Origin of the sequence: Bacillus cereus group sp. BfR-BA-01310 (assembly GCF_022664325.1) — a bacterium.
Classification (GTDB): domain Bacteria; phylum Bacillota; class Bacilli; order Bacillales; family Bacillaceae_G; genus Bacillus_A; species Bacillus_A paramycoides.
Genome location: NZ_JAKUHD010000018.1, coordinates 1 through 26,193, shown reverse-complemented (window position 1 = coordinate 26,193; position 26,193 = coordinate 1). Strand labels below are relative to the sequence as shown.

The window sequence follows — 26,193 nt, the reverse complement described above, 5'->3', positions numbered from 1 at the left end:
GTCTGGCTCCTTCCTACGTAAAGGTATATAAATTACTGTATTTATTGTTTTCCCTCAAACTCATTGTTATCCCTATTTTTCATAATAAATAAAAACCAATTCCCATAATGACATACGCAGCTAATAAAGTGCCTCCTTCAAACCAGTTTGTATCCCCATCATTTGAAATAGCAATGGTTAAGAAAACAGCTGTAATCATGGAAACAAGTTCTGGTATTGTAAATACTAACGGCATCTTTTGTGCAAAAAACATCGAGAGAAGTACTAATACAGGAGCAACAAACATGGCGATTTGTAATGTAGAACCTACTGCAATTTCAACTGCGATATTCACTTTATTTTTATACGCCATAATAATTGCAGATGCATGTTCTGCTGCATTACCAACAATCGCAACGATGATAACCCCTATAAATAACTCTGACCAGCCAAATGACTTTGCGACCGTTTCAAAAGTATGTACGAGTGCCTCTGAAACATACGCTACCGCAATTGTTGCTATCGCTAAAATGAGTAGCGCTTTACCTTTTGACCACTCAGGCTCTTCCTCGTGCGCCACTTCATCACTTTTATGTTGATATACACCGCGGTGCGTAACTAACTTAAATAGCAATGCAGCAAGATACATAATGATCATGATAATAGAAACACCAATACTTAATTGATACGTCTTTCCAGCATCCATACTCATTGAAAAAATCTCTGGAATAACAAAGGCTACGACAACAGCAAATATTAATAAGGCTGAATTATGCCTTGCATCGTAAACATTAAAGCTTTGTCTTTTATATTTAAGGCCTCCTATAAAGAAGGATAGGCCTCCTACTAATAGTAAGTTTCCAAGTACAGAACCAGTTAAAGATGCTAACACTACTTCAATTAACCCTGCCTGAAGTGCGAAAATTGAAATGATAAGTTCAACAGCATTACCAAAAGTTGCATTCAATAAGCCACCTATCCGGGGCCCAGAAACGATTGCTAAACTTTCTGTTGCTCTCCCCATAAAACCCGCTAATGCGATAATAGTAATGCAATATACAGCAAACATAATTGTTTGAGGCCAATGAAGTGTTTTTCCGAGTACAGAAAGTGGTACACCTATAAGCGCTACTATAAGAAATATTTTATTAAACATGCTTTCCACCCTTCCATCGTATGTATTTCTCCTCAATATTATTATTATTCTTCTCCTAACTTGTCCGATTTCATCACAATTACGTTTAAAAAATCGGATTGAGGAAAACAGTATGAAAGATATTTAAATTGTCTTGTTTAGACAGAAAGAATTAAAAATTTGAAAAGAGGTTAAAAGCATGCACTTAAAAGAAAAAATCGCAACTATTATTCAAGGTCAACGAACAGGTGTATTATCTACTGTACGTAACGATAAGCCACATGGCGCCTTTATGATGTTTTTCCACGAAGATTTTGTACTATATGTTGCAACAGATCGAAATTCAAAAAAGATAACAGATATCGAAAAGAATCCAAATGTACATGTACTACTTGGGCGAGAAGGAAAGAAATTAGATGAAGCTTACATTGAAGTTGAAGGTATAGCTTCCATCGAAGAAGATCAAACGCTAAAAAATAAATTTTGGACTAATAGCTTAAAACGCTGGTTACTTGGTGCGGAAGATCCTAATTATGTACTAATTAAAATCAATCCCGACACAATTTATTACATCGATAGTGCCGGTACGACCGAGCCTGAGTTTTTACGACTTTAAAACGAAAACAAGCCTTTTAAGTGGGCTTGTTTTGTCGAAAAGTTCTTTTGAAAAAAACAATAAAATAGGTGGAACTTTCTAAAGATTCTGTTATATAATAGCAGTAACTTAAATAAACTGTATTAAAACAGATGAGGGGAGAAATAAAATTGATGAAAAGAGAAGAACGAAAAAACATGATTGAGTTTATTGAAAAGAAAAAAGGGATTGAACGTGACGAATTATTATTTATGACAGACGATGAAGTAGAACATATTTATAATGTAACGTACTTTTTATATGAAGAAATCGCAGAGTAGCATAATAAACCCCCACCTTATTAAAAATATAAGGTGGGGGTTTATTTCGTCATTTATACATGAGAATGATTTTCATGTATAATAATGTAAGATTGGAGGAATTTCACTATGAGTTCATGGCTATTATTCGCACTATTATCAGCAATTGCTGCCGCCCTCGTATCTATTTTTGGAAAGATTGGCTTAGATGGAATCGATGCCAACGTTGCAACAACTATTCGCTCTATAATTATGGCATTATTTATGGTAGGAGTTATTATTATTCAAGGTAAATTTCAAAATATCGGTGATGTCCTCCTAAATAAAAAAGCACTGCTATTTATCACATTAAGTGGAATCGCTGGTGCTTCGTCATGGCTATTTTATTTTCTTGCACTAAAAACAGGAAAGGTCTCACAAGTAGCACCTATCGATAAATTAAGTGTAGTATTTTCCATTATTCTCGCGATGATTATATTGGGTGAAAAGTTAAACTTTATGACTGGTATTGGTGTAGTCTTTATTACAGCTGGTGTATTATTTATTGCTTTCAGCTAAAAAACCGCTATTATTAGCGGTTTTTTCTATTCCTTATGTAAATCCACACAATCAATGTTACAATTGCCGAAATAAATAAAATCCATATTCCATAATGATGTAAACTATACTCAACAAAGCGCCACTTCTCTCCTAGCTTCCAACCTAGGCCAATAAAAACACTTATCCAAATTAGCGCCCCACCGTAAGCATACAGACAAAAACGCCACCATGTTAAATTCGAAACCCCAGCAAAATATGCTGTTAAGTGACGTACTCCTGGTATAAAGTAGCCAATAATTAAAAGAAACGGGCCGTATTTTTCAAATAAAATATGTGTTTTTTCAATATGATGTTCTTTAATTCTAATTTTCGGACCATATTTTTTTAAAACAGGGAGTCCAAGTTTTAAACCTAATATATAACTTAACGTAATGCCAATCATCGCACCTGCCATTCCACTTAAAAAAGCAGCTGCTCCTGACATAACTCCTTTTGAAATATTATAACCAATAAAAGTCAATAAAAACTCATCTGGTATCGGTAATCCGACTATCCCACCAGCTAAAGCTATAATAATTCCAAAATACCCATAATGTGAGATTAACTCGCCAATATGTTGTTCCATTCGGAAGACACATCCTATGCACGATCGTTATTCCATATTGTGCCCGTTCTATCTTTAAGACAAACATGGTATACATATTCAATATACATTGTTTTTATATTGAACTCTACTTCTATTCATTCCTTTAACAGAGATAAAGTGAAACTTTAATCAGTGGGGGTTTTGCCCATCCCCACTGATTATTAGCCCACACCAATTGGGCTTTTACGGGTAGCCTGACTCCCACCTAACTTCCTCGCATTCGCCAAATTTTGAGGTGGGAGTCTTACTGCCCACAAATAGCGGGATTAAAAAATAAAAATTCATAGGCTTGTTTTTTTGTTACAATAAAGGAAAGTTACTTTTCGCAACGGTTTAACTCTCAGGAAAAATGATATATCTAGCAAAAACATAGTTTGGTCTATATAATGCAACTTCTACCTATTAGAGTAACAGGTACCCTTTTACATACAACATCATTTTTCTAAATTATACAGGGGGAACGAACATGACCATTGAAAAACAATTTATCCAAAAGGTTTACTATAAAACATTTTTAACAGAAGATACTTCCATTCCGGTAACGGAAGTACTCGGTGAAGCATATATAAATGAATCAAAAAATGAATTCTCCAATATATCTAATATTCGCTTCGCACAAGGTGAAGTTTACTTTCAAAACAAAGACTTTGAAGCAGCTATATTTAAATGGGAGAAAGTAAACAATGAACTTGCTCTCTGGGCCATGAAGAATATTGCAGATGCTTACTTCGAATTAGGTTTCTTGCCAAAAGCAGAGGAAATTTATAAATCTATTCAATCAGAAGATACGACTCTTACTATGGAAGTTTCCCTACAACTTCTTTCTCTTTACATCGATCAAAACCGCTTAGGTCTTGCTTTTAAAACAATTAGTGAAGCTGTTTCATTCCAACCAGACTATCCGAATATTACTGCAATCGCTCGATCCTTTTATGAGAAACAAGAAGATTGGAATAATGCTATTGAACTAGCGGTTCAAGAAGGGATTCGAACAAAATCATTACATTGGTTCGATACGTTAATAAATTATGTGAACAGAGGCTTTACTAATAAAATTAAACCTGAGTATTTCTATGAATCTTTAAAAGCCTTATATACAATTGATCAAGTTCAATTTAAAGAGCTTGTTATTTCACTTTGGAACAGCTATGAAAATGAATCATTACATCTACCTTGGATTCAAACAATAAATCACTTATTCTTACATATTGAAGTAGACGCTAATGACGATTGGAATGAAATTTCTGCCCGCTATCAAGAGACGTATTTTGAATTAATTACTGGGCAACATTTCATGCATGAATTACAAGGACTTGTTCCAGATTTATTAACGAATTGGTTTAGTTTAACGAAAGCGGAAGATTCTTTACTTGTCTCTGCAGCAGTATTAGCATGGAACGAGGTTTCACCTACAACTCTAGAATCATTACTCGTAAAAAGCGCAGGTGCCTTACTTTCAAATTCATCAGCTTATGCAAATGTTGATATGGCAGATGTATCAGCATTATTTGAAACGATTGCTGTATGGGCTGAGAAGAATGATGTAGATTTAGGTCATCAATTCACACTACTCGTTCGTGAGCTATACGATTTAACTGTTACACAACTTCTAGTAGCAGGAACTAGTGATTATGATAAATCAGCCTTTATCAACTCTATACTAGGAGAAAATATATTAACTGAAACTCTAACAACTTCTATTACATTTAAAGATAATAGTCAAACTGAAATAACTGAGTTTACAGAGTTAGATATACGAAATATACCAAACTTTGCTGAACTTCATAACATACAAGCTGTACCTTCTCAGTCAGAACTAGAGAAAAAATGTATTGAAATTAAATTACCGAGTAGATTTTTAAGAAAAAATAAGTTTTCATTCCTTGTCACACCTACTGTGCATGGACAACTTAACAAAAACAGCTCTCATTTCGAATACTTACAGGCAGCAGATAGTCTTATCTATGTACTAAATTCAGCTTCGCCATTACATGATGAAGAGCTTGATACATTATTATATATTCGTGAGCAAGTACCAAATTTACAAATTCAATTCGTCTTACAAACAATTGATACAACTACTAGTGAAAACATCACGAACAATATTAAAAAGAAAATACTTGTACATTTCCCAAATGCACACTTTTTCCCTTACTCTCCTTCACAAGAGAGTAGTGAGCAACTAGGCAACGTAACAGACTCTATTATCACTAACCTTGCTCAGCGCAACATGGAAAAAGAACGTATTGAAAAATTGTTATGGTTTATCCAAAAGACGATTGCCTACCTTTTAAATGAACGTGTGGAGTTAGAAAATACATTAGTAAAATCAGTCCGTTGGAACAAACATATTTTAGTTAAACTTGATGGTTTTATTAATAATCTTACAGCCATTCAAAAAGATAAAGTTCGTTCTATTACAGAATCTTATCTCTTAACGAAAGAAGAAATTACACAGGATATACATTCTCAAATTCCTGAATTGTTACAGAGTTGCTCAGATCTCGTTCAAGAGGATAGTGATTTCAAATTAGTCCATGAAGAACTAAATGTAGCAATGAATGAAAGAATTCAAAAACATGTACAGCAAGTGCTTCTTCCTAAATTTACTCAATCCATTCAAGAATGGATTGAAACTGCACATAATGAATTCATTCAAGCGCAAGCTTATTTAGATGAAATGGGCGATACCTTTAATAAACTCTATGAAGAAGAGCGTATTAATCTTCCTTGTGATTTCAAATTACTAGATGACTGGAATAGAGATGTTGTAAGAATGACAAATAGAATTACAGTGGCTAACATCAATATTTTATTACGCTTTACACCAACACAATTTTTCTTGAAAAGTGCAGGGAAATTATTCGGTAATATGCAAAAAAATCAATCTATGCTATCAAATAAGTATAAACAATATATTGAAACAGAAGATTATACAGAAGTTGCTCATGCAATTTCGAAGCAATTCTTCCTTCAATTTGAAGTATTTGAAGGTGCGCTAGAACGTGATATCATGATGTTCTTTAAAGACCCTCTTAGCATATTGAAGCAAAATGTAGAAGCGGCCCAACTTGAAATACAAGAAGACGAGCAAACATTAACAAAGCTAAGAACAAATCCAGAAACTTATCATGATCCTTTAACACTGTTTAAATTGCAATTGTTGCAACGAAAGTTCATGTTAAATATTGACCGCAACAATGAAAACATTGCTTCACAAGAAGTAATAAAGTGAAACACCAACTGTTTAAATAAGAAAAACCAAGCAACTTAATTTGCTTGGTTTTTCTTATCTCTAATTTACAATTTTCACATGTTCAAATGGATAATACACTGCCGTTAGTTTTCCTAATACTTCTGTTCTGTCAATGAGGCCTAAGCCATTCCTACTATCCCTACTTACTAAACGATTATCTCCCATCACAAAAATTTTATTTTTAGGAATTGTAATCGGTCCAAAGTCTTCAGTTAAATTGATAAGTAATTTTTCTGCCTGTTTTTTATTATTATTTAAATACTCTTCATTTTTCACTTGATGATTAACATATAATTGATCATTTTTCATCTCAATTACATCTCCTGGTAATCCAATAATTCTCTTCACATAGAAGTTATCCGTCTTCACGACAATAATGTCCGATCTCTCATAACTTTCAAATCGTTTTGCAAGTTTATTAATGATTACTTTATCTCCATCTTGTAACGTCGGCCTCATGGATGCCCCTTTTACAGTTGTAGGAAAAAACACGAAAATTTTCGCAAAAAAAACTATTAAACATGCAATCGCAAATACTTCAAAGAACTCACGCAATCGGCTTTTCTTTTGCATTATCCCACCATCTCATTTTCTTTTTACATTTATTATAAATACTTCCCAGATAGTTTTTCTATAAAATTCCGAATATAGAAACAAAAAAATAAAAAATATTACAAATGCACAAAAAATAATATCCGTATATACATTATTTTGATATACTATATTTGTCTTTATTTATACAAATATTCATATTCACTAGGAGGATTTCTTTTTTATGAAAGTTATGTTAAAAAATGATAATACAGGTCAAATTAAACAAGCAAAAATCGGTTTTAGTTGGACTGTATTTTTCTTTGGCTTTTTCCCTGCTATATTCCGCGGAGATTGGAAATGGTTTTTAATTATCTTACTCGCTAGCATGTTTACATTCGGATTCTCTAACCTAGTATTCTGCTTTATTTACAACAAACTCTACATCAATGATTTATTAGCTCAAGGTTATAAAGCAGCTGATGACTATAGCCTCTCTGCTCTGCAACAAAAAAATATCGTAGCATAGAAATGAAAAAAGATACTCTCAAAATAGTCCATCAACTATTTTTGAGAGTATCTTTTTTATAATCCCACATATACAATACACATCTGCGCAGCGACATATGTAAACCAAATCCAAAGTGGTTCATACTTCAATTTGCGCCCTCCGATATCTGTAACACCGATAATAAAGTCAGAAATCACAAACAATAAACCACCAAGTGCTGGCACCCACCATATTCCTGTATTCTCGTAATATAAGGCGAATGCAAAACATGCCATTCCTCCAACCCACAAACCGTAAATTAGAGCCCCTATTGTAAAGAGCTTGTCTTGCTTTTCATTTCTAATAAAGAAAAACCATCCTATAATTAGAAAGAGTCCGTATACAAGTAGGCCGATCCAAAAACCACTCCATGAAATACCTGTTTGCAAAAATGCTTTCACATAGAAACAATGGGCAAGAGCGAAAGTAACCATTCCTCCAATTAATCGATGGCCAATCGGAATCAATCCTGCCATAAATAAATCCCCTACAGTGGATAAAGTCATACCGAGTGCAACCCACGTACTGTACTCTACCGATGGATCTTGTAACCATATCCAAATTGCACTACCTGTTAAAGAAAAACTAAGAATTAGACGCACTGCTAAAGGTAACGGCATATTTTCTCTTGTTCTTTTTGTCTGTCCTATTGCATAAATTGCTCCTGTTAAAAAAATAATTATTTGCCCGATTAACACAATGTAAAGTACATTCATAACATTTTCTCCTCAATAAATGCTTTATTTGTATCTTTTTTCGTTATATATAGTCAGTTCTCCTTTTTCTACGTAAAAAAAGAAGAACAGTACTGTTCTTCCATTTTAATAGATTTTCTGTTCTCTATGCTACCTGTTTTTCTTGCTCAATTTTCTGTTTAGCCGGAGTACGATTTACCACAATAATTCCCGCTGCGACACATGCTAAACCAAATAGTACAAATGAATGAATGGCTTCTCCTAAAATCATACTTGATAATAATACGCCGAACACTGGTATGAAGAACATATACATCGATACTTTGCCTACTTTGTTATACTTCATAATTGTATTCCATATACAGAAACCCGCTGCCGATAAGAAAGATAAATATATAAGCATAAGTATTGCATGTAGGTTAAATGTAAATGGCATCACTCCAACTTGAAATGCACCTATACATAGTAACCCAATTGATCCAAAGATCATTTGGTATGCTGTCATATACCCAATATCTAACGTTTTACTACCTTCTTTCGCTAATATATTTCCATATGAATACATCATTGCTGCGCCAAGAAGTAATAAACTACCGATTCCAAAATGGAATGACAAACTTCCATCACTCGGTACATTCACTAAAATCACACCACAAAAACCGATAGATACTCCAATTACTTTTCTCATATTTAGAGCATCATCTTTATATAAAAAATGTGCGATTAAAATTTGAAAGAAGGATGATGTTCCTGAAATAATCGCCCCTTCAATTCCTGAGCTATAACTCATTCCAATATAAAAACATATATACTGAAGAAAAGTTTGGAACAAGCCGATTTGTACTAACTGCTTCCCTGTTCCTTTTTTGAAATGCATATCTTTTCCTAACGCTTTAAAAAAGAATAAGAGCATTACACCTGATAAGAAAAATCGATAACCAGCAAATAATATTTGCTCTCCGACTTCATGTGGCTGAATTCCAAGTTCAGCATAACTTAATTTAATAAAGGGAAATGCGCTTCCCCATAAAAATGTTGCCACTATTGCAGCAATAAATACGCCAATCGGATGGGTAAAAAATTTCTCTGTCTTCAACTTGCTGTCTTCCTTTCCGATCTTTTTATGAACAATATCCATATATACCAAAGGAGGTGCAAAAACACAAGTTTTCAGTCTATAATAGAAACAAAAACATATCATCTAATAAAAACATATGCTATACTATAGAATAATTACAATATAATAACTATTAAAATCAGATTCAACAGAAATGCTGCTATCCATTATGGATGGCAGCTTTCGTCGTTTTATAGGGGTTTCGATTTTGATTCTTTTTCTCAATAAGAATTCGGAAGGAGCGAGTATTAATGAACTCAGAAGTAAAAACATTACAAGCAACAAAAGATATTTCTCATCCCTCTTTATGGGACACATTAAAGAAACATTATGAACTTATATTTGCAATCGCATCTGGTATTTTCATTTTAGCTGGTTGGTTATTCACAAAAAATGAGGCAATAAATGCAGGTATTACTTTCTATATCCTTGCTTATATAATTGGGGGATTTGCAAAAGCGAAAGAAGGTATCGAAGACACAATTGAAGAGAAAGAGCTAAATGTTGAAATGCTCATGCTCTTTGCAGCTATCGGTGCTGCAATTATTGGCTACTGGGCAGAAGGTGCGATTTTAATCTTCATCTTTGCATTAAGTGGAGCAATGGAATCTTATACACTAAGCAAAAGCCAAAAAGAAATTTCAGCCCTTCTTGACTTACAACCCGAAGAAGCATTGCGTATTTCTAATGGCATAGAAGAACGCATTCCAGTCGGACAATTACAAATTAACGATATTATCTTAATTAAGCCAGGTGAGCGTGTTCCTGCTGATGGCACAATTCATAATGGTGAAACAAATATTGATGAAGCAGCTATTACAGGGGAACCTATTCCAAATGAGAAAAAGTTTGGTGATGAAGTTTTTGCCGGCACCGTAAATTTACGTGGTGCTATTGAAGTTAAAATTACAAAGCCGAGCGATCAAACATTATTCCAAAAGATTATTCGTCTCGTTCAAAGTGCACAAAGTGAAAAATCACCATCACAACTATTTATCGAAAAGTTTGAAGGAACATATGTAAAAGGTGTATTAATCGTTGTCACACTTATGATGTTCATTCCTCATTTCTTACTTGACTGGAGTTGGAATGAAACATTTTATCGCGCTATGATCTTGCTTGTAGTCGCTTCTCCTTGCGCACTAGTTGCTGCCATTACACCAGCGACTTTATCAGCAATTTCTAACGGAGCAAGAAACGGGATTCTCTTTAAAGGTGGTATTCATTTAGAACGTCTAGCTTCAGTTAAAGCGATTGCCTTTGATAAAACTGGAACATTAACACAGGGAAAACCTACTGTAACAGATGTATACGTTCGAGAAGGCATAGCAGAAAGTGAAGTACTTTCTATTACAGCAACGATTGAAAGTCACTCTACACATCCTTTAGCAGAAGCAATTGTTAAATATGCAAGACACGCTTATGATATTACGCTAAAAAAACCAGAAAATGTTGAAGATGTAACTGGTTTTGGACTAAAAGGAGTATTAGAAAACAAAGCTTATAAAATCGGGAAAGCTGATTTTATCGGTGAAGAAACAAAAACATTTCATAATGGCATTTCTGCCTCACTTGAAAAAGAGGGAAAAACTGTCGTTTATATTAGTGATGAAGATGGTATTCTTGGGCTTATTGCTTTAAAAGATACCCTTCGCGAAGAAACAATAGCTGCTATTCGCGATTTACAAAGTATTGGTGTAGAAGCAATCATGATTACAGGTGATAATGAAGAAACTGCAAAAGCAATTGCTGCTGAAAGTAATATAAAAGAATATTACGCATCATGTCTACCAGAAACGAAAGTTGAAACGATAAAACAATTAAAAGAAAAATACGGCACAGTCGCAATGGTTGGAGATGGTATAAACGATGCACCCGCACTCGCTACCGCTAGTATAGGTGTTGCGATGGGGGAAGGAACAGACGTAGCTTTAGAAACTGCAGACGTTGTTCTTATGAAAAACGAATTATCTCGTCTTTCTCAAGCAATTCGTCTATCAAAGCGAATGAATCGCATTGTTAAGCAAAACGTTGTCTTCTCTTTAGCTGTCATTGCAATGCTAATTTGTTCAAACTTTCTACAGTTTTTAGCTCTTCCATTCGGTGTAATTGGGCATGAAGGAAGTACCATTCTTGTAATTTTGAATGGCTTACGATTATTAAAAGGAAACAAATAACGGGTCCCTGATAAGGGACCCATTTTTTTAATGGTAGCTATTATGACCGTTCGCACTGCTGCTTGTTTTATGCTTTGGATGCGAACTGCTCTTTTTCTTAGTGTTATTTTTATTATTGTGGTTCTTTTTATTATTGCTCATGAAATATCCCCCCTGTTCCCTTTTATTATGGAACAGAAGTTTATTTTTCATTACGGGAATTATTGTCACTCGTTCTATAGTGATGAAGTAAACCGTTAATTTCTCCGCCAAGTAAAATGACCCACGCGGTCAAATAAAACCATAACATTAAAATAATGATACCACCAAGACCACCATATGTATTAGCGTAATTTGCAAATTTATCTACATAATAGGCAAATGAGTACGATACCACAATCCATCCTACAGTAGCAAATACTGCTCCTGAAATAACTTCTCTTCTTTTTAATTTCCGATCAGGTGCAAACGTATATAAGAAACTAAATAAAGCGAACAAAACAAAGAAACTCGCTACTAAACGCGTAATACTCCAAACGTAAGAAAAACTATCCGATAAACCAATTGCTTTAAACACAGCTGCCCCAATTACTTGCCCAAACACCGGGACAATCAGTGCAAACACAATCATAAAAATTATCGCTAGTGTAAACACAATCGATAAAGCTCTTGTTTTAATAAAGGAACGGGTTTCTGCTACATCATAAGCACGGTTAAAAGCATTCATAACCGCATTCACTCCATTTGAAGCAAACCATAGCATCGATAGTAAACCAAATGATAGTAAACCACCGTTTTGCTCATTTACAACTTTATCTACGTTTACTTCAATTAAGTTCATCGCATCTTCCGGTACGTACGGTTCTAATAGGTTGAGCACACTTTCTGTTTGAAGGTCAATAAATCCAAGAAGCGTAATTAAGAAAACAAGCCCAGGAAAAATCGCAAGCAAGAAGAAATAAGCGAGCTGTGCTGCTAAGCCCGCTACATCATCGCGCATCGTTCGATCGTATAAGTCTTTCCCAAACGAAAAAGTGCGATTTCTTTTTGCTTTTTCTAAAAATTTTCTCATATATTTTTAAACGCTTTTCTTCTCTTCTTTATCTTGCTTTAGCTCAATATATGCTTCAGTTTTTTTTCCCTCTGCATTTGAGTCCTTCATAAATAATTCACGTGCCTCTTTCATACCGCCATCTTCAGCTACCACTGGCTCTTCTTCAGCTTTAAGCTCATCTACCTTTGGGGACACAGCTTGAATTTCAATCGTTTCTGGCTTTTCTTCTCGCTCAACTTTTTTCTTACTAAAAATTTCTTTCGTTTCTTTTAACGTTTCTACAACAGACGGCGTCAATTTTTTAATTTCTGCTACTTTCGCTTTTACTACATTGAAATCAGCAAGTTCACGTCCTTTATCTGTAACAGTTTGCACTTTTTCTTTTATCTTCGCATTTTCACCAATTTCAATCATCTTTGTTTTTGCTTTTTCTGCTGTATTTTTTACTTTTTCGCGATTTTCTTTCTTTAACATGGATACAGCTACACCTGCAGCTACACCAATCGCAATGTTTCGAGCAATATTATTTTTCTTTGCCATATTCCTTCACCCTTTCATTTCTTATGTTAGAAAGTATTTCTTTCTAAGCTTCCTCATATTCCTTGTTCATTTCGAATGAAAGCTAGTAGCTTTTCACACCCTTCTGTTACAAGGTCATACACTTCTTGGAAGTTCCCTGTAAAGTAAGGGTCAGGAACGTCTGTCCAGCCACCGCCTGGAACAAAATCGGACAGCCTACCAATATAGCCTCCAGTTTTACCTAAACTTTTTAAATCCGCTATATTCTTGTTGTCCATGGCAATAATATAATCAAACTTTGTTAAGTCTTCTTTTTCTACTTGACGTGCTTTAATTCCTTCAAAAGAGACTTCATTTTCTTTTAAAATTTTTTGTGTTCCTTTATGTGGTGGATGACCAATATGCCAATCTCCAGTTCCGGCAGAATCAATGACAATTTTCTCTTCGAGTCCCTCTTTTACGACAAGTTCTCGAAAAATTGCTTCTGCCATTGGAGAACGACAAATGTTCCCAAGACAAACAAACAATACTTGAACCATATTTTTGTTTCTTCCCTTCTTGGTGCATTTCTTAATATATACTTATAGTATAAACAACCAATTATTAATTATAAAGGAAATCCCTACTAATTTAATAGGATTGAAAAGTTTCATTAACGAAAATGATAAAAAATGTTAAGATATCCTTATGTTATTTTAAAGGGGGACACTTCGGTGGATTTATCCGTAAAATCAGAAGAAAACGTTGAATATATGGTAGAAGCTATTAAAGAAAAATTACGCATGGTTAATGCTGGAGCAATGAGAGCTGCTAGCTTTAACGAAGAAATGTACGAAGACTTACGCGACATTTATGAGCATGTTATGAAGCGCGAAACATTCAGCATTAGTGAAATGCAAGCTATTACAGAGGAATTAGGTACATTAATTAAAAAATAGCAAAGAGCCTCATAAGAGAGGCTCTTTTTAATTTCAACAAATTCATGACAACTCTTCCCTTTTCCTCATCCCATTCTAAAATACTGTACAATGAAAGTAGAACCTCACCTTAGATTATTTCTCCATACATACTACTCTAAAAAAATTGCCACACTACCATTGCTAACTGTTTTTACTGGGGGTGCTTACTTATGAGCAATTGGTACAGTAAGACGAAAGATCAAACATTAACCGATTTAGGAACAAATGAACAATACGGTTTAACCGATGAAATCGTAAATGAACGTTTAAAGCAATATGGTCCTAATGAATTAGCTACAAAACAAAAACGTACTTTATGGCAGCGAGTTTTCGCCCAAATTAATGACGTCCTCGTATATGTCCTTATCATAGCTGCCCTTATTTCCGCCTTTGTAGGTGAATGGGCCGATGCAAGTATTATCGCGCTCGTTGTGATTTTAAACGCTGTTATCGGTGTAATCCAAGAATCTAAAGCAGAACAAGCTTTAGAAGCATTAAAAAAGATGGCCACGCCAAAAGCTATCGTAAAACGAGATGGTGAACTAAAAGAGATCCCATCTGAGCACGTCGTTCCAGGTGATATCGTTATGCTTGATGCCGGACGATATATACCATGTGATTTACGGCTTATTGAAACTGCGAACTTAAAAGTTGAAGAATCTGCTCTAACTGGTGAATCTGTCCCTGTCGATAAAGATGCAATCTATAACCCTTCCATGCAAAGGGATGAGCAAGTACCACTAGGCGATCAAAAAAACATGGCCTTTATGTCAACGCTAGTAACATACGGGCGCGGCGTCGGTGTTGCTGTTGAAACTGGAATGAAATCACAAATTGGGAAAATCGCAACTCTTTTGCATGAAGCTGAAGATGATATGACACCACTTCAAAAAAGCTTAGCGCAAGTAGGTAAATATTTAGGCTTTGTCGCTGTAGCTATTTGTGTCATTATGTTTCTCATCGGTTTTTTACAAGGACGAGATACTTTAGAAATGTTTATGACTGCTATTAGTTTAGCTGTTGCAGCCATTCCAGAAGGCTTACCAGCTATCGTTTCTATCGTTCTTGCCATCGGCGTTCAACGTATGATTAAACAAAACGTTATCATTCGCAAACTACCAGCTGTTGAAGCTCTTGGTTCCGTTACAATTATTTGTTCAGATAAGACAGGAACATTAACTCAAAATAAAATGACCGTTACTCATTTTTATAGTGATCAAACATACAATCAGCTAGAAAATTTGAACGTAAATAACGATGTACACCATCTATTATTAGAAAATATGGTTTTATGCAACGATGCCTCTTATAGTAACGAATCACAAACAGGGGATCCTACAGAAATTGCCCTTCTTGTTGCCGGAAGCTCTTTTAACATTCAAAAAGATAATTTAGAAAATAAACATGAACGTGTTAACGAACTGCCTTTCGATTCTAATCGTAAAATGATGTCAACAGTACATACATATGATGAAAGCTACTATAGCATGACTAAAGGTGCCATTGATAAACTCTTACCTCACTGTACCCATATCTTTATAAATAACAAAGTTGAGGTCCTAACAGATTCTCATAAAACACAAATATTAGAAGCTGCACAAGCGATGTCACAAGAAGCTTTAAGAGTACTTTCATTCGCATTTAAACAATATGAGACAGACCATGTGGATATAGATCATCTCGAAGAAAACCTTATATTTATCGGTCTTGTCGGTATGATTGATCCTCCACGCACAGAAGTAAAAGATTCTATTACAGAATGTAAAAAAGCTGGTATTCGCACTGTCATGATTACTGGCGATCATAAAGATACCGCTTTTGCAATCGCCAAAGAACTTGGTATTGCTGAAGAAAAATCTGAAATTATGATTGGAACTGAATTAGATAACATTTCAGATACAGAACTAGCAAGTAAAATTAATCATTTAAATGTCTTTGCTAGAGTCTCTCCAGAACATAAAGTGAAGATTGTAAAAGCATTACGCGCTAAAGGAAATATCGTTTCCATGACTGGTGATGGTGTAAATGATGCTCCATCTTTAAAGCAAGCAGATGTTGGGGTAGCAATGGGAATCACAGGAACAGATGTCGCAAAAGGCGCAGCTGATGTAGTTTTAACAGATGATAACTTCTCATCTATCGTTAAAGCTGTTGAAGAAGGTAGAAATATTTACCGTAATATTAAAAAGTCTATTCTCTTCCTACTTTCTTGTAACTTTGGAGAAATTATCACTTTATTTTTAGCTATTTTACTCGGCTGGGCAACACCACTACGCCCTATTCACATTCTGTGGGTAAATTTAATTACAGATACACTACCTGCATTATCACTCGGTGTTGATCCCGAAGATCCTGATGTAATGAAGGAAAAACCACGTCATGCAAAAGAAAGCTTATTTAGCGGTAGCGTTCCTTTTCTTATTTTCAATGGCGTTGTAATTGGACTTCTCACATTAACAGCCTTTATCGTTGGGGCAAAGCTCTATACAGAAGATACTAATTTATTTCCTCTCTTCCCAGATCAAATTGATGAAGACGCTCTATTACATGCTCAAACGATGGCATTTGTCGTCCTTAGTTTTTCTCAACTCGTTCATTCATTCAACTTACGTTCAAGAACGAAATCAATTTTTTCAATCGGGATATTTACAAATAAATATTTAGTTTTCTCACTTCTTATCGGTGTTCTTATGCAAGTTTGTATTATCTCCATCCCTCCTCTTGCAAATATATTTGGTGTACACGCATTAACAATACAAGATTGGGGATTTGTTCTCTTATTAAGTATCATTCCGCTTGTTGTGAATGAAATCATTAAATTATTTAAGAGAAAATAAAGTGAAACTTTAATCAGCGGGGGGATTTCGTTCCTTCCTCCACTGATTAAAAGCCCGATTCCCGTCTAACTTCTTTGCTTTACAGCCGCATCTTGAGATGGGATCCTTACTGCCTTCAAATAACGAAACAAAAAAGGCAATGAGGAATATTCCTCATTGCCTTTTCATTTATCCTTGTAATTCTTTTTTGATGTTCTCCGTTAATGCAGCCATACGCTTACGGCTTTCTTCACGTTCACGTTTATTTTGTTCTTCAATTTGTTGTGTTTCTTGCATACCTCTTGAAATAATATTCCAAGTCTCCTCAAGTGTTTCCATCTTAATACTAGAAGAACCTGATAATCTCGCTACTTCCACACTTTGAGTCGCGATATTTTGTGCATTCTTCTTAAGTAATTCGTTTGTACGGCGATCAAGTTCAGCCATAGAGTCTGCAACAAGCTTTTGACGCTTCGCATTTACCGCTTGAATGATACCATTTTTAAAGATAGGAATCGTTGTAATAAATGCTGTATTGATTTTACCAATTAATTTGTTGTTACCACGTTGAACCATACGAATTTGTGGTGCTGTTAATAGCGCCACCATACGTGCCTTTTCTAAATCATCAATACGCTGCTCTAAAATTTCAACTGAGTTTTTAAGTGATTCTAATTCAATACCTGCTAACTGATCATTATTACGTACGCGCTCTTCGTACATCGGAACTAACTCTGTATTTAAACGCTCTAATAACATTTCCCCTGCTACTACGTATTTTTCTAAATCTAAATAATACTTTAAGTTTTGTTCATACAGGCCATCTAACGTACCAATTGATTTTTTCATTTCATCTTGATACTTCGTAATTTCTACGTATACTTTATCCATTTCGCGACCCATTGTCTGATACTTACTAAAGATTTGTTCAATCATTTTATCCGCTTTTTTGAACATGCGTGAGAAGAAACCACTTTTCTCTTCCGCAAAGTCTTTACTATCAAATCTATCCATAATTTTACCAAGCTGTTTTAATAATTCACCAGAGTCTTCTATTTTCGATAAAGACATTGTATGTAAAATTTGATCTGCGAAACGTGAAATTTCCATAGAAGGCTCTTTTCCAAGCTCGATTAATTCTAATTGGTCTTTAATATCTACGGCGTTATAAATACGTTGTACTTCCGCATCTTGTCTAAGTTGCAAGCGAACATCTTGTGCAGTTTGCTCATTCAATTCTGTTTTCGAATCTAGTACGACTGGGTTATTCATATGATATTCTCCCTTTCCTTATAAAAACGGACGAAATAGTCCTTTTATTGTTTGTGATAAATTTTTATAGGCTGATGAACCATGAAACTCAAGATCAAAATTAACTTCTTCAAGCCAATGTGAATCAAATGCTCCTGCTTCAATATACGGTTCAATATCGTTTCTCCCCGTTGGATTAAAGTGGAATACATCTACTCCAATTTGATTTAAAAACAGTAATAAAACAGCATCAGAACGAGTTAATTCTCCGCTCTTCTCATTATTAAATATAACAATTTTCGGCACTTCTTGCGAATAATCAAATTTCTCAAGCTGTTCTAAAATATTCGGTGGTATTTGAGAAAGCTGTGCAAAGACATATAATGCTACATCTTGTTTCGTCTCTTTTGCAATTGGTTTACACATTTCACTTTCACACGCATGGATGATTGCCTCTGCAATACCATGTTGTAATCCTTCTGGTAAACGCTTATGTGGCCACCAATGACTATTCATAATTAAATCTGGATGTAACTTCCCCCCGCGATCCAATGCATCTCGATAATGATATTGGAAATTCGCTTTTTGTTCTTTCGTAAACGGAAATGTATTAATTAATAAACTATTATCAAATGATGTAACAGCCTTTAATCGCTGAAAATATTCTTTATCATTCTTTGAAACGCCTGATATTTTCGCAAATAAAGAAGGGATATAAATGTGTTTATTTTCAACAAAGAATGTTGGGCGTACAAACGCCTTTTCTTTCGTAATTAAAAAGAGTTCATCGTATGTTGTTTTTAATGTACGTGCTACAGGTGTATACGAACGGAATTGCCACGGCTTGTACAAGAGTGAATTATCGTGGTGAAGTACTTGTTCAATTTCTTTCGAAGCCTGATACGCTACTGTTGCAACACGCTCACGGCGACGATCGGGGAATGGTTCAAGAGAAATACGACTTGAATGAGACACAACAAAAGTTCTTCCCGCTTCATCAATATTCTCAAAGCCATCTTTTCCTTCCGGGTGATAATAAAGTACATCGCAACCGAGCATAATAAGAAAGTATAAGAAATATATACGACTCTCCGTTGCATCACCATACCAAACGATACGTGGCATTTGTTTCTTATAATTAATCGTAGAGAACCACTTCGCTACATAATTTTCGCTTAATTTAATCATATCGATTAAGAAACGACGGAACCCTTCTGTTTTTAATGATTGATTATGCTGTTTTTCATACAATTTCAATACAGAAATAAATGTCGTATGTATATAATGCTGCAAATCAGGATTGTCTACTTGCGGTAATAGTTGTTTTCCAGACAAATGGGCTACAAGCCTATTTACTGTAAGTCCATTTGGCGCTTCTTGATGTAATGCAAAAACTTCTTGAATATGGCGCAGTTTTTCGGGATCAATCACCTTATTTAAATTTTGTTCATGCAAAACCTCGATCCCTTTCGCCTCACTATAATCAAATAGCTCATTGAAATATTCATCTACATCATTGGGAACACCAAGAATACGACTTGCTAAATAACTAAATTTCATCTCATTCTCTGTTAGTTCATATTGTGGGCGTTTTTCTAAAAGCGTTTCAAATTGTTTTAAATCTGATTCATCTTTTAATGCACATGGTTGAAGTGTAAAACGTGAAAACACAACAGTTCACCTCCAAAAACATTTACGTTTTTTCTAAAGTCTTTCTTCTATTATAAACTATTTTTGGTTATAAAAAATGGGCGCTCGCATAACGAGCAAACCCATTTCAATTATTTATGTTCATTTTTAGTAGCTGCAACTTCTTCTCTAGCTTGTCCACCATTCTTCATGTAGTGAATTATAAATGTTACTCCAAACGCTACAACTAAAACAATAAAGAACACTGTATGACTTACTTCAATATGAATGACAGACAATAGCATTTTTGCTGCAATAATTAAGATTAAAATGTAAGCTGTCGTTTCCAATTCTGGAATACGCTCTAACAATTTTAAGAATACACCAGCAATACCACGCATCATTAAAATACCAAGCATTCCGCCTAATAGCAGAATCCAAACTTCATTCGATACACCAAATGCAGCAAGTACACTATCTACAGAGAAAGCGATATCCATTAATTCAACCATCGCAACCGTTCCCCAGAAAACACCGAACATTCTGAAGAGAACACTATTTTGGTTCACACCATGAGCTTCCTCTTCTTCTGAAGTTCCTTTTCTTTTATCAATGAAATATTTAATTGAAAGCCAAGCTAAGTAAAGCGCACCTAGCACTTTTACCCATGCCAATTTAATTAAGAACATTCCGATTCCAATTGCAATAAAGCGGAATACATAAGCTCCAATAAGTCCATAGAATAATGCTTTTTTGCGTTTTTCTTCTGGAAGGTGTTTTACCATTACTGCTAACACAAGTGCGTTATCAGCAGATAGTAAGCCTTCAAGTACAACAAGTGTACCAATTAATCCCCAAGATACTGGATCTTGCAACACTTTAATCCACATGTCCAAGTCGAAAAACTGAGCATACGTATCAAGGATTCCTTGCAAAATACTCATCTTACCTTTATCCCCTATTCTTTGCTAGATTTATAGAAAGGTCAAAAAAAGGAAACGAAGTTCGTTTCCCTTCTTATGCATCCAAGCCATACGCTCTTACAAGCGCACCTAAACCACCTTGGAAACCGCTTCCTACTGCATTAAACTTCCACTGTCCATTATGACGGTATAATTCACAAAAGACAACTGCTGTTTCAATGGAGAAATCTTCCCCTAAATCAAAACGAAGAACTTCTTCATTTGTTTCTTCATTTGCTAAACGAACGAATGCGTTTCCGACTTGTCCAAAGTTTTGATTACGGCCTTCTCCATCATAAATTGTAACTGTGATTGCAATTTTGTGCACATCTGCTGGAACTTTTTTCAGATCCACAACAAGTTGTTCATCATCACCATCACCTGCACCTGTACGGTTATCTCCTGTATGCAGAACAGATCCACAAGGAGACTGCAAATTGTTATAGAAAATAAAATCAGTTTCCTTCGTACATTTTCCATTTGCATCTAATAAAAAGGCAGATGCATCTAAATCGAAATCGGATCCACCATCATAAGATTTAATATCCCATCCAAGACCAATTACTGCTTTTGTTAAACCAGGGCTTGTCTTACCTAAATCAATCTTCTGTCCTTTTTGCAATTGAATAACCATATATATTCACCTCTATATTTTAATTTCAAAAAATATATCCATCAGTATATATGCGTTTCACTGATGGATATATAAGTCTATTACTCTACATCTAAACCAAAGTTATTACATAGAGAACCTAATCCACCTTGGAATCCACTTCCGATTGCATTGAATTTCCACTCACCTGCGTGACGGTATAATTCGCTTACTACTACAGCTGTTTCAATAGAGAAATCTTCTCCTAAATCGTAACGAATTAATTCTGCATTCTTTTCTTCATCCAGAATGCGTACGAAAGAGTTAGAAACTTGTCCGAAGTTTTGGCTACGGCCTTCTCCATCATAAATTGTAATTGTGAAACAAATACGCTCAATGTGAGCAGGAACATTTTTTAAGTCTATTTTAATTGTTTCATCGTCGCCTTCACCTTCACCTGTACGGTTATCTCCTAAATGCTCTACAGCACCATTCGCACCTTTTGGATTATTATAGAAGACGAAATCCTCTGCTCCTGAAACTTTACCGTTAGCACCTACTAAGAAGATACTAACATCTAAATCGAAATCGTTTTGTCCGTCATAACGATTCGTATCCCAACCAAGTCCTACAAGAACTTTCGAAAGACCTGGATTTGTTTTTGTTAAGTCTACCTTTTGTCCTTTTTTCAATGAAATTGATGCCATATACGATTCCTCCTCAATTTATCTTATTGGTAACGTGATACAATCTCACTTAAATTTTTATCTTGTGTTCCTTCTCCAACTGCTGAAAACTTCCATTCGTTTCCGTCTCGATACATTTCCCCTGCAATTAAAGTCATTTTGCCAGCGTAATTATCTGACAAGTTATAACGTGCTAATTCTTCACCTGTTTGTGGGTTTTGAATACGAATATATGCATTGCGAATCATCCCAAAATCTTGACGACGATTTACACAGTCATAGATATTTACAACGAATACTAAACGATTAATACGGCTCGGGACTTTATGTAATTCTACGAAAATTGTTTCGTCGTCACCAGCACCTTCACCTGTTAAATTATCTCCTGAATGAATGATACTACCACAAGTAGAAAGTTTGTTACCGAAGTAAACTAGATCATTTTTGTTTAAAAAACGATCCCCTTCTAACATAACAACAGATGCATCACAATCTACACTTGGTTTACTTCCAAATAAAGAAGACAGAAACCCACCTGATTGCCCAATTGGATCCCAGCCTAAGCCAACCTGCAGTTTCGCTACTCTCGGTTGTCCTTTCGTTAAATCGATCTTTTGTCCTTTTTCTAAAATAATAGGCATGAAGTTTCTTCCTTTCTACAAAGCATTTTCCGAATCGGAAAATATTGTATTCTTCTCTTATATTGTAGCATTATTTATCTAGTGAGAAAAAGGATAAATTCTCAGTTATATGAAAACATTCATATAATTTATTTATGATGATGTAAGAAGTGGTAAATAGAACCAATCATTCCTGCATGATTACGATTTTGCGCGAGTTTAATCTCGCAATTACTATAAATTTCAGGATTCAAATATTTTCGTACCTCTGCCTTTACTTCTTCTAAAAATCGATTGCCTCTATCAGTAATCCCCCCACCAATAATAATTGCTTGTGGATTAAAGATATAAGCCAAATTACTAATTCCAATTGCTAAATGTTTAAAAAATATTTGAACGGCGTGTATAACTTCTTTATCCTTCTGATCATATAATTCAAAAATTGTTTCACCATTCCAATTACCGCTACCTTTATACTTCCGCACAAGATAAATTAATCCTGAAATCGAGGCAACTTCTTCAAATGGCTTCCCTTCAATCAACATATTTCCCCATTCACCAGCACTAAATGAATGACCTCTGTACAGTTTCTTATTAATAACAATTGCGCCCCCTATTCCCGTTCCAAGGGTAAGCATAATGAAATTACTTTCATCCCTTCCAACACCTTGCCACTGCTCTCCAAATGAAGCACAATTGACGTCATTTTCAATGGATATAGGAACTTTTAATACTGTTTGTAATCTATCAATAATAGGAATACCGGCATAGCGTGGAATATGATCCACGCCGCCAGTTATGATTCCTTTATGAATATCTACAATTCCAGCTGTACTAATACCAATTCCAGAAACAACATGTTCATTCATTAATTGCTCCGCCAAACTAATAAGCTTTTGAACGATTTGTTCTCCGCCTAAATGAGCCTCTGTTAATATAGTTTTATGATTTGATAATATCCCAAGTTCTGAAACAATCCCATATTTAATCTGTGTACCACCAATATCAAATGCGATATATTTTTTCACACTGCCACTTCCTCTAACATTATGAATTTCATTCTTCTGCATTGAAATGATGATGCTTTCCTTTAATAAGAATTTACAAGATTTACAGACCCAGCTTTTACGTAGACACTGTTGTATTCTTTATTATCTGAAACGATTTCATAATATAATCCTTGTGGTGTGTTAATTGTTTTCTTAATAGCTACCATAATGTTCCGGGATGTCGTTCCAGTCTGGCCTTCAGCTAAGTTTTTGAATACTGGGGAACCTGTTCTCAACGTTCCAAGTCGATATTTATTTAAGTCTTTACTTCCATTCATGGAATCAATTCTATGCATAAGTGAGGCAATTTGCTGACCCCAGTTTTCATCACTTGCATACATGACGTTCATTCCTTCTGCCTTATCACCTAAGTTTCCACCATTGTATGTATTTCCATCCGGTGTTAAGTAATGTTTATCTATATATGCAGCACAAAAATCAATGCCTTCTTCCCATGTTTTAAATCCAGTTGCACCATTATATGGATCTGAGTCTACTGCTCTAAAACCAAATAAATTTTTCTTATCTTGTGCAATACGGCTCGTTCCCCAGCCAGATTCTAAAATTGCATGTGACACTAAGTATCCTGCATTCATCTTATACTTCTCTGCTGCACTTACAAAATATTTTCCTAATCCAATAAGTGGACTATTTGCATTAGATTTGCTTAAGAAGTTATCAATTTCATCTCCTGTATAAGTAGATGTTGCACGGAGTGGCATATATTCAAAGTATTGATAACTATCTTGTCCGCCGATTTGCTTCTTATCAAAAGCTTCGTAACGCTCCCCTTCTTTTAAATGTTTCGGAGCATTACCAATTTGATACGTTGCATATTTACCATTTGCAGGGTTGTATACATAATGATATAACTTGCCATTTTTAGTTGCATAATACGATGTTTTCTCACCAGTCATTGCCGGATGTAATGTAACATCATTTATATTCACGTAACCTGTCATACCATCAATTTGGACATGAATACGATCACCAGCAGCTTTCACAAATTTCAAGTCGGCCCCACCTTTTACATATGTGAGCTTCTTCCCTGTCGCAATATCATAAATATTAATAACACCATTTGCACGAACGAAACCTTGCTTCATATTTACAACTTTACCGTCGCTTTTAATATACGCATCTTCTTTCAAATTTTGCATAATTTGCGTTGCTTCTACTTCATTTGGCTTTTGAACCTTTTGTGATGAAGTAACAATTTCATAAGAGGTTGAACCTTGTTTAACCTTTAAAAATTGTAATGAAACGTAACCTTCACCACCATTAAAATGGACTTTTGCCCAACCATTTTCTTTCCCTATAATTGTAACAGTCTCTCCATTCTTTAAATGACCAACAGCTGCCGCACCTGTTGATGGGCCTTTACGAACATTTAATAGGGAAGCATTTACAACAGCTCGTTCTTCTGTTACTTGCTCTGGATTCGTTGGATCAGTTGAATCTTTACCGAGTGTTACAAATTCTAATGATACATATCCTTCTTTTCCTTGATAGCTGATTTTTGCCCAGCCGTTCGCTTTTCCTAATACTGTTACTTTTTCACCATTTTTTAAGTTTCCCAGAACTGCGCTACTTGTATTTGCCGCACTTCTTACTCGTAAACTTGTCGCATTGATCATTCCAATTTCTTGCGTTCCATTTGTAATGTTTTCCGCTGGCTTTTCTTCTTGTTTTCCTGCTTCTAATTTCACAAATTCTAGCGATACATAGCCTTCTTTTCCTTGATAGCTGATTTTTGCCCAACCGTTCGCTTTTCCTAACACTGTTACTTTTTCGCCATTTTTTAAGTTTCCTAGAACTGCGCTACTTGTATTTGCCGCACTTCTTACTCGGAGGCTTGTCGCGTTTATTGTTCCTACTTCTTGTGTTCCATTTGTAATCTCTTCCGCTGGTTTCTCTTCTTGTTTTCCTGCTTCTAATTTTACAAATTCTAACGACACATAACCTTCTTTTCCTTGATAATTGATTTTCGCCCAGCCGTTCGCTTTTCCTAGTACTGTTACTTTTTCACCATTTTTTAAGTTTCCTAAAATTGAACTACTTGTATTCGCTGCACTTCTTACTCGGAGGCTTGTCGCGTTAATTGTTCCTACTTCTTGTGTTCCATTTGTAATCTCTTCCGCTGGTTTCTCTTCTTGTTTTCCTACTTCTAATTTTACAAATTCTAACGACACATAACCTTCTTTTCCTTGATAATTGATTTTCGCCCAGCCGTTCGCTTTTCCTAATACTGTTACTTTTTCACCATTTTTTAAGTTTCCTAGAACTGCGCTACTTGTATTTGCCGCACTTCTTACTCGTAAACTTGTCGCATTGATCATTCCTACTTCTTGTGTTCCATTTGTAATGTTTTCCGCTGGCTTTTCTTCTTGTTTTCCTGCTTCTAATTTCACAAATTCTAAGGATACATAGCCTTCTTTTCCTTGATAACTAATTTTTGCCCAGCCATTTGCTTTTCCTAACACTGTTACTTTTTCGCCATTTTTTAAGTTTCCTAGAACTGCGCTACTTGTATTTGCCGCACTTCTTACTCGTAAAC

At 35.1% G+C, this 26,193-nt stretch carries 24 protein-coding genes; 8 read left to right on the top strand and 16 right to left on the bottom strand.

Annotation, left to right across the window (positions count from 1 at the left end; all coding sequences use genetic code 11):
- Positions 1 to 79 precede the first annotated feature (79 nt).
- A complete protein-coding gene (gene cax / locus MR109_RS23620; RefSeq protein WP_141548809.1) occupies positions 80 to 1,135 on the bottom strand; it encodes a calcium/proton exchanger in 1,056 nt (351 codons plus the stop codon).
- A 178-nt stretch (positions 1,136 to 1,313) separates the two neighbouring features.
- Between cax and MR109_RS23615 the strand changes: the two genes are divergently transcribed.
- From MR109_RS23615 to MR109_RS23605, 3 genes are all read left to right on the top strand, one after another.
- Entirely contained in the window at positions 1,314 to 1,730 is a 417-nt protein-coding gene (locus MR109_RS23615; protein WP_048375638.1) for a pyridoxamine 5'-phosphate oxidase family protein, read from the top strand.
- Between the two features lie 152 nt (positions 1,731 to 1,882).
- Complete coding sequence (locus MR109_RS23610; RefSeq protein WP_000817786.1) at positions 1,883 to 2,029, top strand: BH0509 family protein; 147 nt, start codon at positions 1,883 to 1,885, stop codon at positions 2,027 to 2,029.
- 108 nt (positions 2,030 to 2,137) lie between these two features.
- Complete coding sequence (locus MR109_RS23605; protein WP_002115869.1) at positions 2,138 to 2,566, top strand: EamA family transporter; 429 nt, start codon at positions 2,138 to 2,140, stop codon at positions 2,564 to 2,566.
- 13 nt (positions 2,567 to 2,579) lie between these two features.
- On the opposite strand, the gene MR109_RS23600 is transcribed toward MR109_RS23605, so the two are convergent.
- Positions 2,580 to 3,173 carry a DedA family protein gene (locus MR109_RS23600; protein ID WP_071718688.1) on the bottom strand — a complete coding sequence of 198 codons (594 nt, stop codon included), beginning with the start codon at positions 3,171 to 3,173 and terminating at the stop codon, positions 2,580 to 2,582.
- Between the two features lie 487 nt (positions 3,174 to 3,660).
- Between MR109_RS23600 and MR109_RS23595 the strand changes: the two genes are divergently transcribed.
- The gene (locus tag MR109_RS23595) at positions 3,661 to 6,429 is read left to right on the top strand and encodes a tetratricopeptide repeat protein (protein WP_242274093.1); all 2,769 of its coding nucleotides are present in this window, start codon (positions 3,661 to 3,663) and stop codon (positions 6,427 to 6,429) included.
- Positions 6,430 to 6,489: 60 nt separating this feature from the next.
- Here the strand turns inward: MR109_RS23595 and lepB are convergent, their stop codons facing one another.
- The gene (lepB, locus tag MR109_RS23590; protein WP_033719749.1) at positions 6,490 to 7,026 is read right to left on the bottom strand and encodes a signal peptidase I; all 537 of its coding nucleotides are present in this window, start codon (positions 7,024 to 7,026) and stop codon (positions 6,490 to 6,492) included.
- Between the two features lie 199 nt (positions 7,027 to 7,225).
- Between lepB and MR109_RS23585 the strand changes: the two genes are divergently transcribed.
- Positions 7,226 to 7,510 (top strand): hypothetical protein, encoded by a 285-nt coding sequence (locus MR109_RS23585; RefSeq protein WP_048375633.1) that lies wholly within the window; start codon positions 7,226 to 7,228, stop codon positions 7,508 to 7,510.
- Between the two features lie 56 nt (positions 7,511 to 7,566).
- On the opposite strand, the gene MR109_RS23580 is transcribed toward MR109_RS23585, so the two are convergent.
- Positions 7,567 to 8,247 (bottom strand): lysoplasmalogenase, encoded by a 681-nt coding sequence (locus tag MR109_RS23580; protein WP_002174711.1) that lies wholly within the window; start codon positions 8,245 to 8,247, stop codon positions 7,567 to 7,569.
- Positions 8,248 to 8,371: 124 nt separating this feature from the next.
- Entirely contained in the window at positions 8,372 to 9,322 is a 951-nt protein-coding gene (locus MR109_RS23575; protein WP_002174710.1) for a DMT family transporter, read from the bottom strand.
- A gap of 272 nt (positions 9,323 to 9,594) precedes the next feature.
- On the opposite strand from MR109_RS23575, the gene MR109_RS23570 reads away from it, so the two are divergent.
- Entirely contained in the window at positions 9,595 to 11,520 is a 1,926-nt protein-coding gene (locus tag MR109_RS23570) for a heavy metal translocating P-type ATPase (RefSeq protein ID WP_071718685.1), read from the top strand.
- Positions 11,521 to 11,701: 181 nt separating this feature from the next.
- Here MR109_RS23570 and MR109_RS23565 read toward each other — a convergent pair whose 3' ends face one another.
- Genes MR109_RS23565 through MR109_RS23555 form a run of 3 tightly spaced genes read right to left on the bottom strand, consistent with a single transcriptional unit; the run spans position 11,702 to position 13,611 of the window.
- Positions 11,702 to 12,571 carry a YihY/virulence factor BrkB family protein gene (locus MR109_RS23565; RefSeq protein ID WP_048375628.1) on the bottom strand — a complete coding sequence of 290 codons (870 nt, stop codon included), beginning with the start codon at positions 12,569 to 12,571 and terminating at the stop codon, positions 11,702 to 11,704.
- A gap of 6 nt (positions 12,572 to 12,577) precedes the next feature.
- Complete coding sequence (locus tag MR109_RS23560; RefSeq protein ID WP_002174707.1) at positions 12,578 to 13,093, bottom strand: DUF4075 domain-containing protein; 516 nt, start codon at positions 13,091 to 13,093, stop codon at positions 12,578 to 12,580.
- Positions 13,094 to 13,146: 53 nt separating this feature from the next.
- Complete coding sequence (locus tag MR109_RS23555) at positions 13,147 to 13,611, bottom strand: low molecular weight protein-tyrosine-phosphatase (RefSeq protein WP_002174706.1); 465 nt, start codon at positions 13,609 to 13,611, stop codon at positions 13,147 to 13,149.
- A 174-nt stretch (positions 13,612 to 13,785) separates the two neighbouring features.
- On the opposite strand from MR109_RS23555, the gene MR109_RS23550 reads away from it, so the two are divergent.
- Positions 13,786 to 14,010, top strand: a complete 225-nt coding sequence (locus MR109_RS23550) for a DUF1128 domain-containing protein (protein WP_000366197.1) — start codon at positions 13,786 to 13,788, stop codon at positions 14,008 to 14,010.
- A 191-nt stretch (positions 14,011 to 14,201) separates the two neighbouring features.
- Complete coding sequence (locus MR109_RS23545) at positions 14,202 to 16,868, top strand: cation-translocating P-type ATPase (RefSeq protein WP_242274091.1); 2,667 nt, start codon at positions 14,202 to 14,204, stop codon at positions 16,866 to 16,868.
- 168 nt (positions 16,869 to 17,036) lie between these two features.
- Here the strand turns inward: MR109_RS23545 and MR109_RS23540 are convergent, their stop codons facing one another.
- The 8 genes from MR109_RS23540 to MR109_RS23505 all read right to left on the bottom strand — a co-directional run.
- Positions 17,037 to 18,119: a toxic anion resistance protein gene (locus MR109_RS23540; protein ID WP_044739901.1), complete on the bottom strand. Its 1,083-nt coding sequence runs from the start codon at positions 18,117 to 18,119 to the stop codon at positions 17,037 to 17,039.
- Between the two features lie 18 nt (positions 18,120 to 18,137).
- Positions 18,138 to 19,769, bottom strand: coding sequence for a YceG family protein (locus tag MR109_RS23535; RefSeq protein ID WP_242274089.1), 1,632 nt, complete (start codon positions 19,767 to 19,769; stop codon positions 18,138 to 18,140).
- Between the two features lie 110 nt (positions 19,770 to 19,879).
- A complete protein-coding gene (locus tag MR109_RS23530) occupies positions 19,880 to 20,671 on the bottom strand; it encodes a TerC family protein (protein WP_242274087.1) in 792 nt (263 codons plus the stop codon).
- 73 nt (positions 20,672 to 20,744) lie between these two features.
- On the bottom strand, positions 20,745 to 21,323 hold the full coding sequence (locus MR109_RS23525; RefSeq protein ID WP_178941198.1) for a TerD family protein: 579 nt from the start codon (positions 21,321 to 21,323) through the stop codon (positions 20,745 to 20,747).
- A gap of 80 nt (positions 21,324 to 21,403) precedes the next feature.
- A complete protein-coding gene (locus MR109_RS23520; protein ID WP_002029588.1) occupies positions 21,404 to 21,988 on the bottom strand; it encodes a TerD family protein in 585 nt (194 codons plus the stop codon).
- A gap of 23 nt (positions 21,989 to 22,011) precedes the next feature.
- Positions 22,012 to 22,608 (bottom strand): TerD family protein, encoded by a 597-nt coding sequence (locus MR109_RS23515; protein WP_002029589.1) that lies wholly within the window; start codon positions 22,606 to 22,608, stop codon positions 22,012 to 22,014.
- 128 nt (positions 22,609 to 22,736) lie between these two features.
- A complete protein-coding gene (locus tag MR109_RS23510) occupies positions 22,737 to 23,615 on the bottom strand; it encodes an ROK family protein (RefSeq protein WP_048375620.1) in 879 nt (292 codons plus the stop codon).
- Positions 23,616 to 23,677: 62 nt separating this feature from the next.
- Positions 23,678 to 26,193, bottom strand: a 2,516-nt coding sequence (locus MR109_RS23505) for an SH3 domain-containing protein (protein ID WP_242274085.1), incomplete at its 5' end; no start/stop codon positions are given.

What these genes read in the sequence shown, in the direction of transcription:
- MR109_RS23605 (WP_002115869.1), top strand. Translation starts at nt 2,138, where the DNA reads ATGAGTTCATGGCTATTATTCGCACTATTATCAGCAATTGCTGCCGCC.
- MR109_RS23580 (WP_002174711.1), bottom strand. Translation starts at nt 8,247, where the DNA reads ATGAATGTACTTTACATTGTGTTAATCGGGCAAATAATTATTTTTTTA.
- MR109_RS23615 (WP_048375638.1), top strand. Translation starts at nt 1,314, where the DNA reads ATGCACTTAAAAGAAAAAATCGCAACTATTATTCAAGGTCAACGAACA.
- MR109_RS23595 (WP_242274093.1), top strand. Translation starts at nt 3,661, where the DNA reads ATGACCATTGAAAAACAATTTATCCAAAAGGTTTACTATAAAACATTT.
- MR109_RS23600 (WP_071718688.1), bottom strand. Translation starts at nt 3,173, where the DNA reads ATGGAACAACATATTGGCGAGTTAATCTCACATTATGGGTATTTTGGA.
- MR109_RS23565 (WP_048375628.1), bottom strand. Translation starts at nt 12,571, where the DNA reads ATGAGAAAATTTTTAGAAAAAGCAAAAAGAAATCGCACTTTTTCGTTT.
- MR109_RS23515 (WP_002029589.1), bottom strand. Translation starts at nt 22,608, where the DNA reads ATGCCTATTATTTTAGAAAAAGGACAAAAGATCGATTTAACGAAAGGA.
- MR109_RS23525 (WP_178941198.1), bottom strand. Translation starts at nt 21,323, where the DNA reads ATGGTTATTCAATTGCAAAAAGGACAGAAGATTGATTTAGGTAAGACA.
- MR109_RS23610 (WP_000817786.1), top strand. Translation starts at nt 1,883, where the DNA reads ATGAAAAGAGAAGAACGAAAAAACATGATTGAGTTTATTGAAAAGAAA.
- MR109_RS23570 (WP_071718685.1), top strand. Translation starts at nt 9,595, where the DNA reads ATGAACTCAGAAGTAAAAACATTACAAGCAACAAAAGATATTTCTCAT.
- MR109_RS23540 (WP_044739901.1), bottom strand. Translation starts at nt 18,119, where the DNA reads ATGAATAACCCAGTCGTACTAGATTCGAAAACAGAATTGAATGAGCAA.
- cax (WP_141548809.1), bottom strand. Translation starts at nt 1,135, where the DNA reads ATGTTTAATAAAATATTTCTTATAGTAGCGCTTATAGGTGTACCACTT.
- MR109_RS23555 (WP_002174706.1), bottom strand. Translation starts at nt 13,611, where the DNA reads ATGGTTCAAGTATTGTTTGTTTGTCTTGGGAACATTTGTCGTTCTCCA.
- MR109_RS23560 (WP_002174707.1), bottom strand. Translation starts at nt 13,093, where the DNA reads ATGGCAAAGAAAAATAATATTGCTCGAAACATTGCGATTGGTGTAGCT.
- MR109_RS23585 (WP_048375633.1), top strand. Translation starts at nt 7,226, where the DNA reads ATGAAAGTTATGTTAAAAAATGATAATACAGGTCAAATTAAACAAGCA.
- MR109_RS23520 (WP_002029588.1), bottom strand. Translation starts at nt 21,988, where the DNA reads ATGGCATCAATTTCATTGAAAAAAGGACAAAAGGTAGACTTAACAAAA.
- MR109_RS23545 (WP_242274091.1), top strand. Translation starts at nt 14,202, where the DNA reads ATGAGCAATTGGTACAGTAAGACGAAAGATCAAACATTAACCGATTTA.
- MR109_RS23530 (WP_242274087.1), bottom strand. Translation starts at nt 20,671, where the DNA reads ATGAGTATTTTGCAAGGAATCCTTGATACGTATGCTCAGTTTTTCGAC.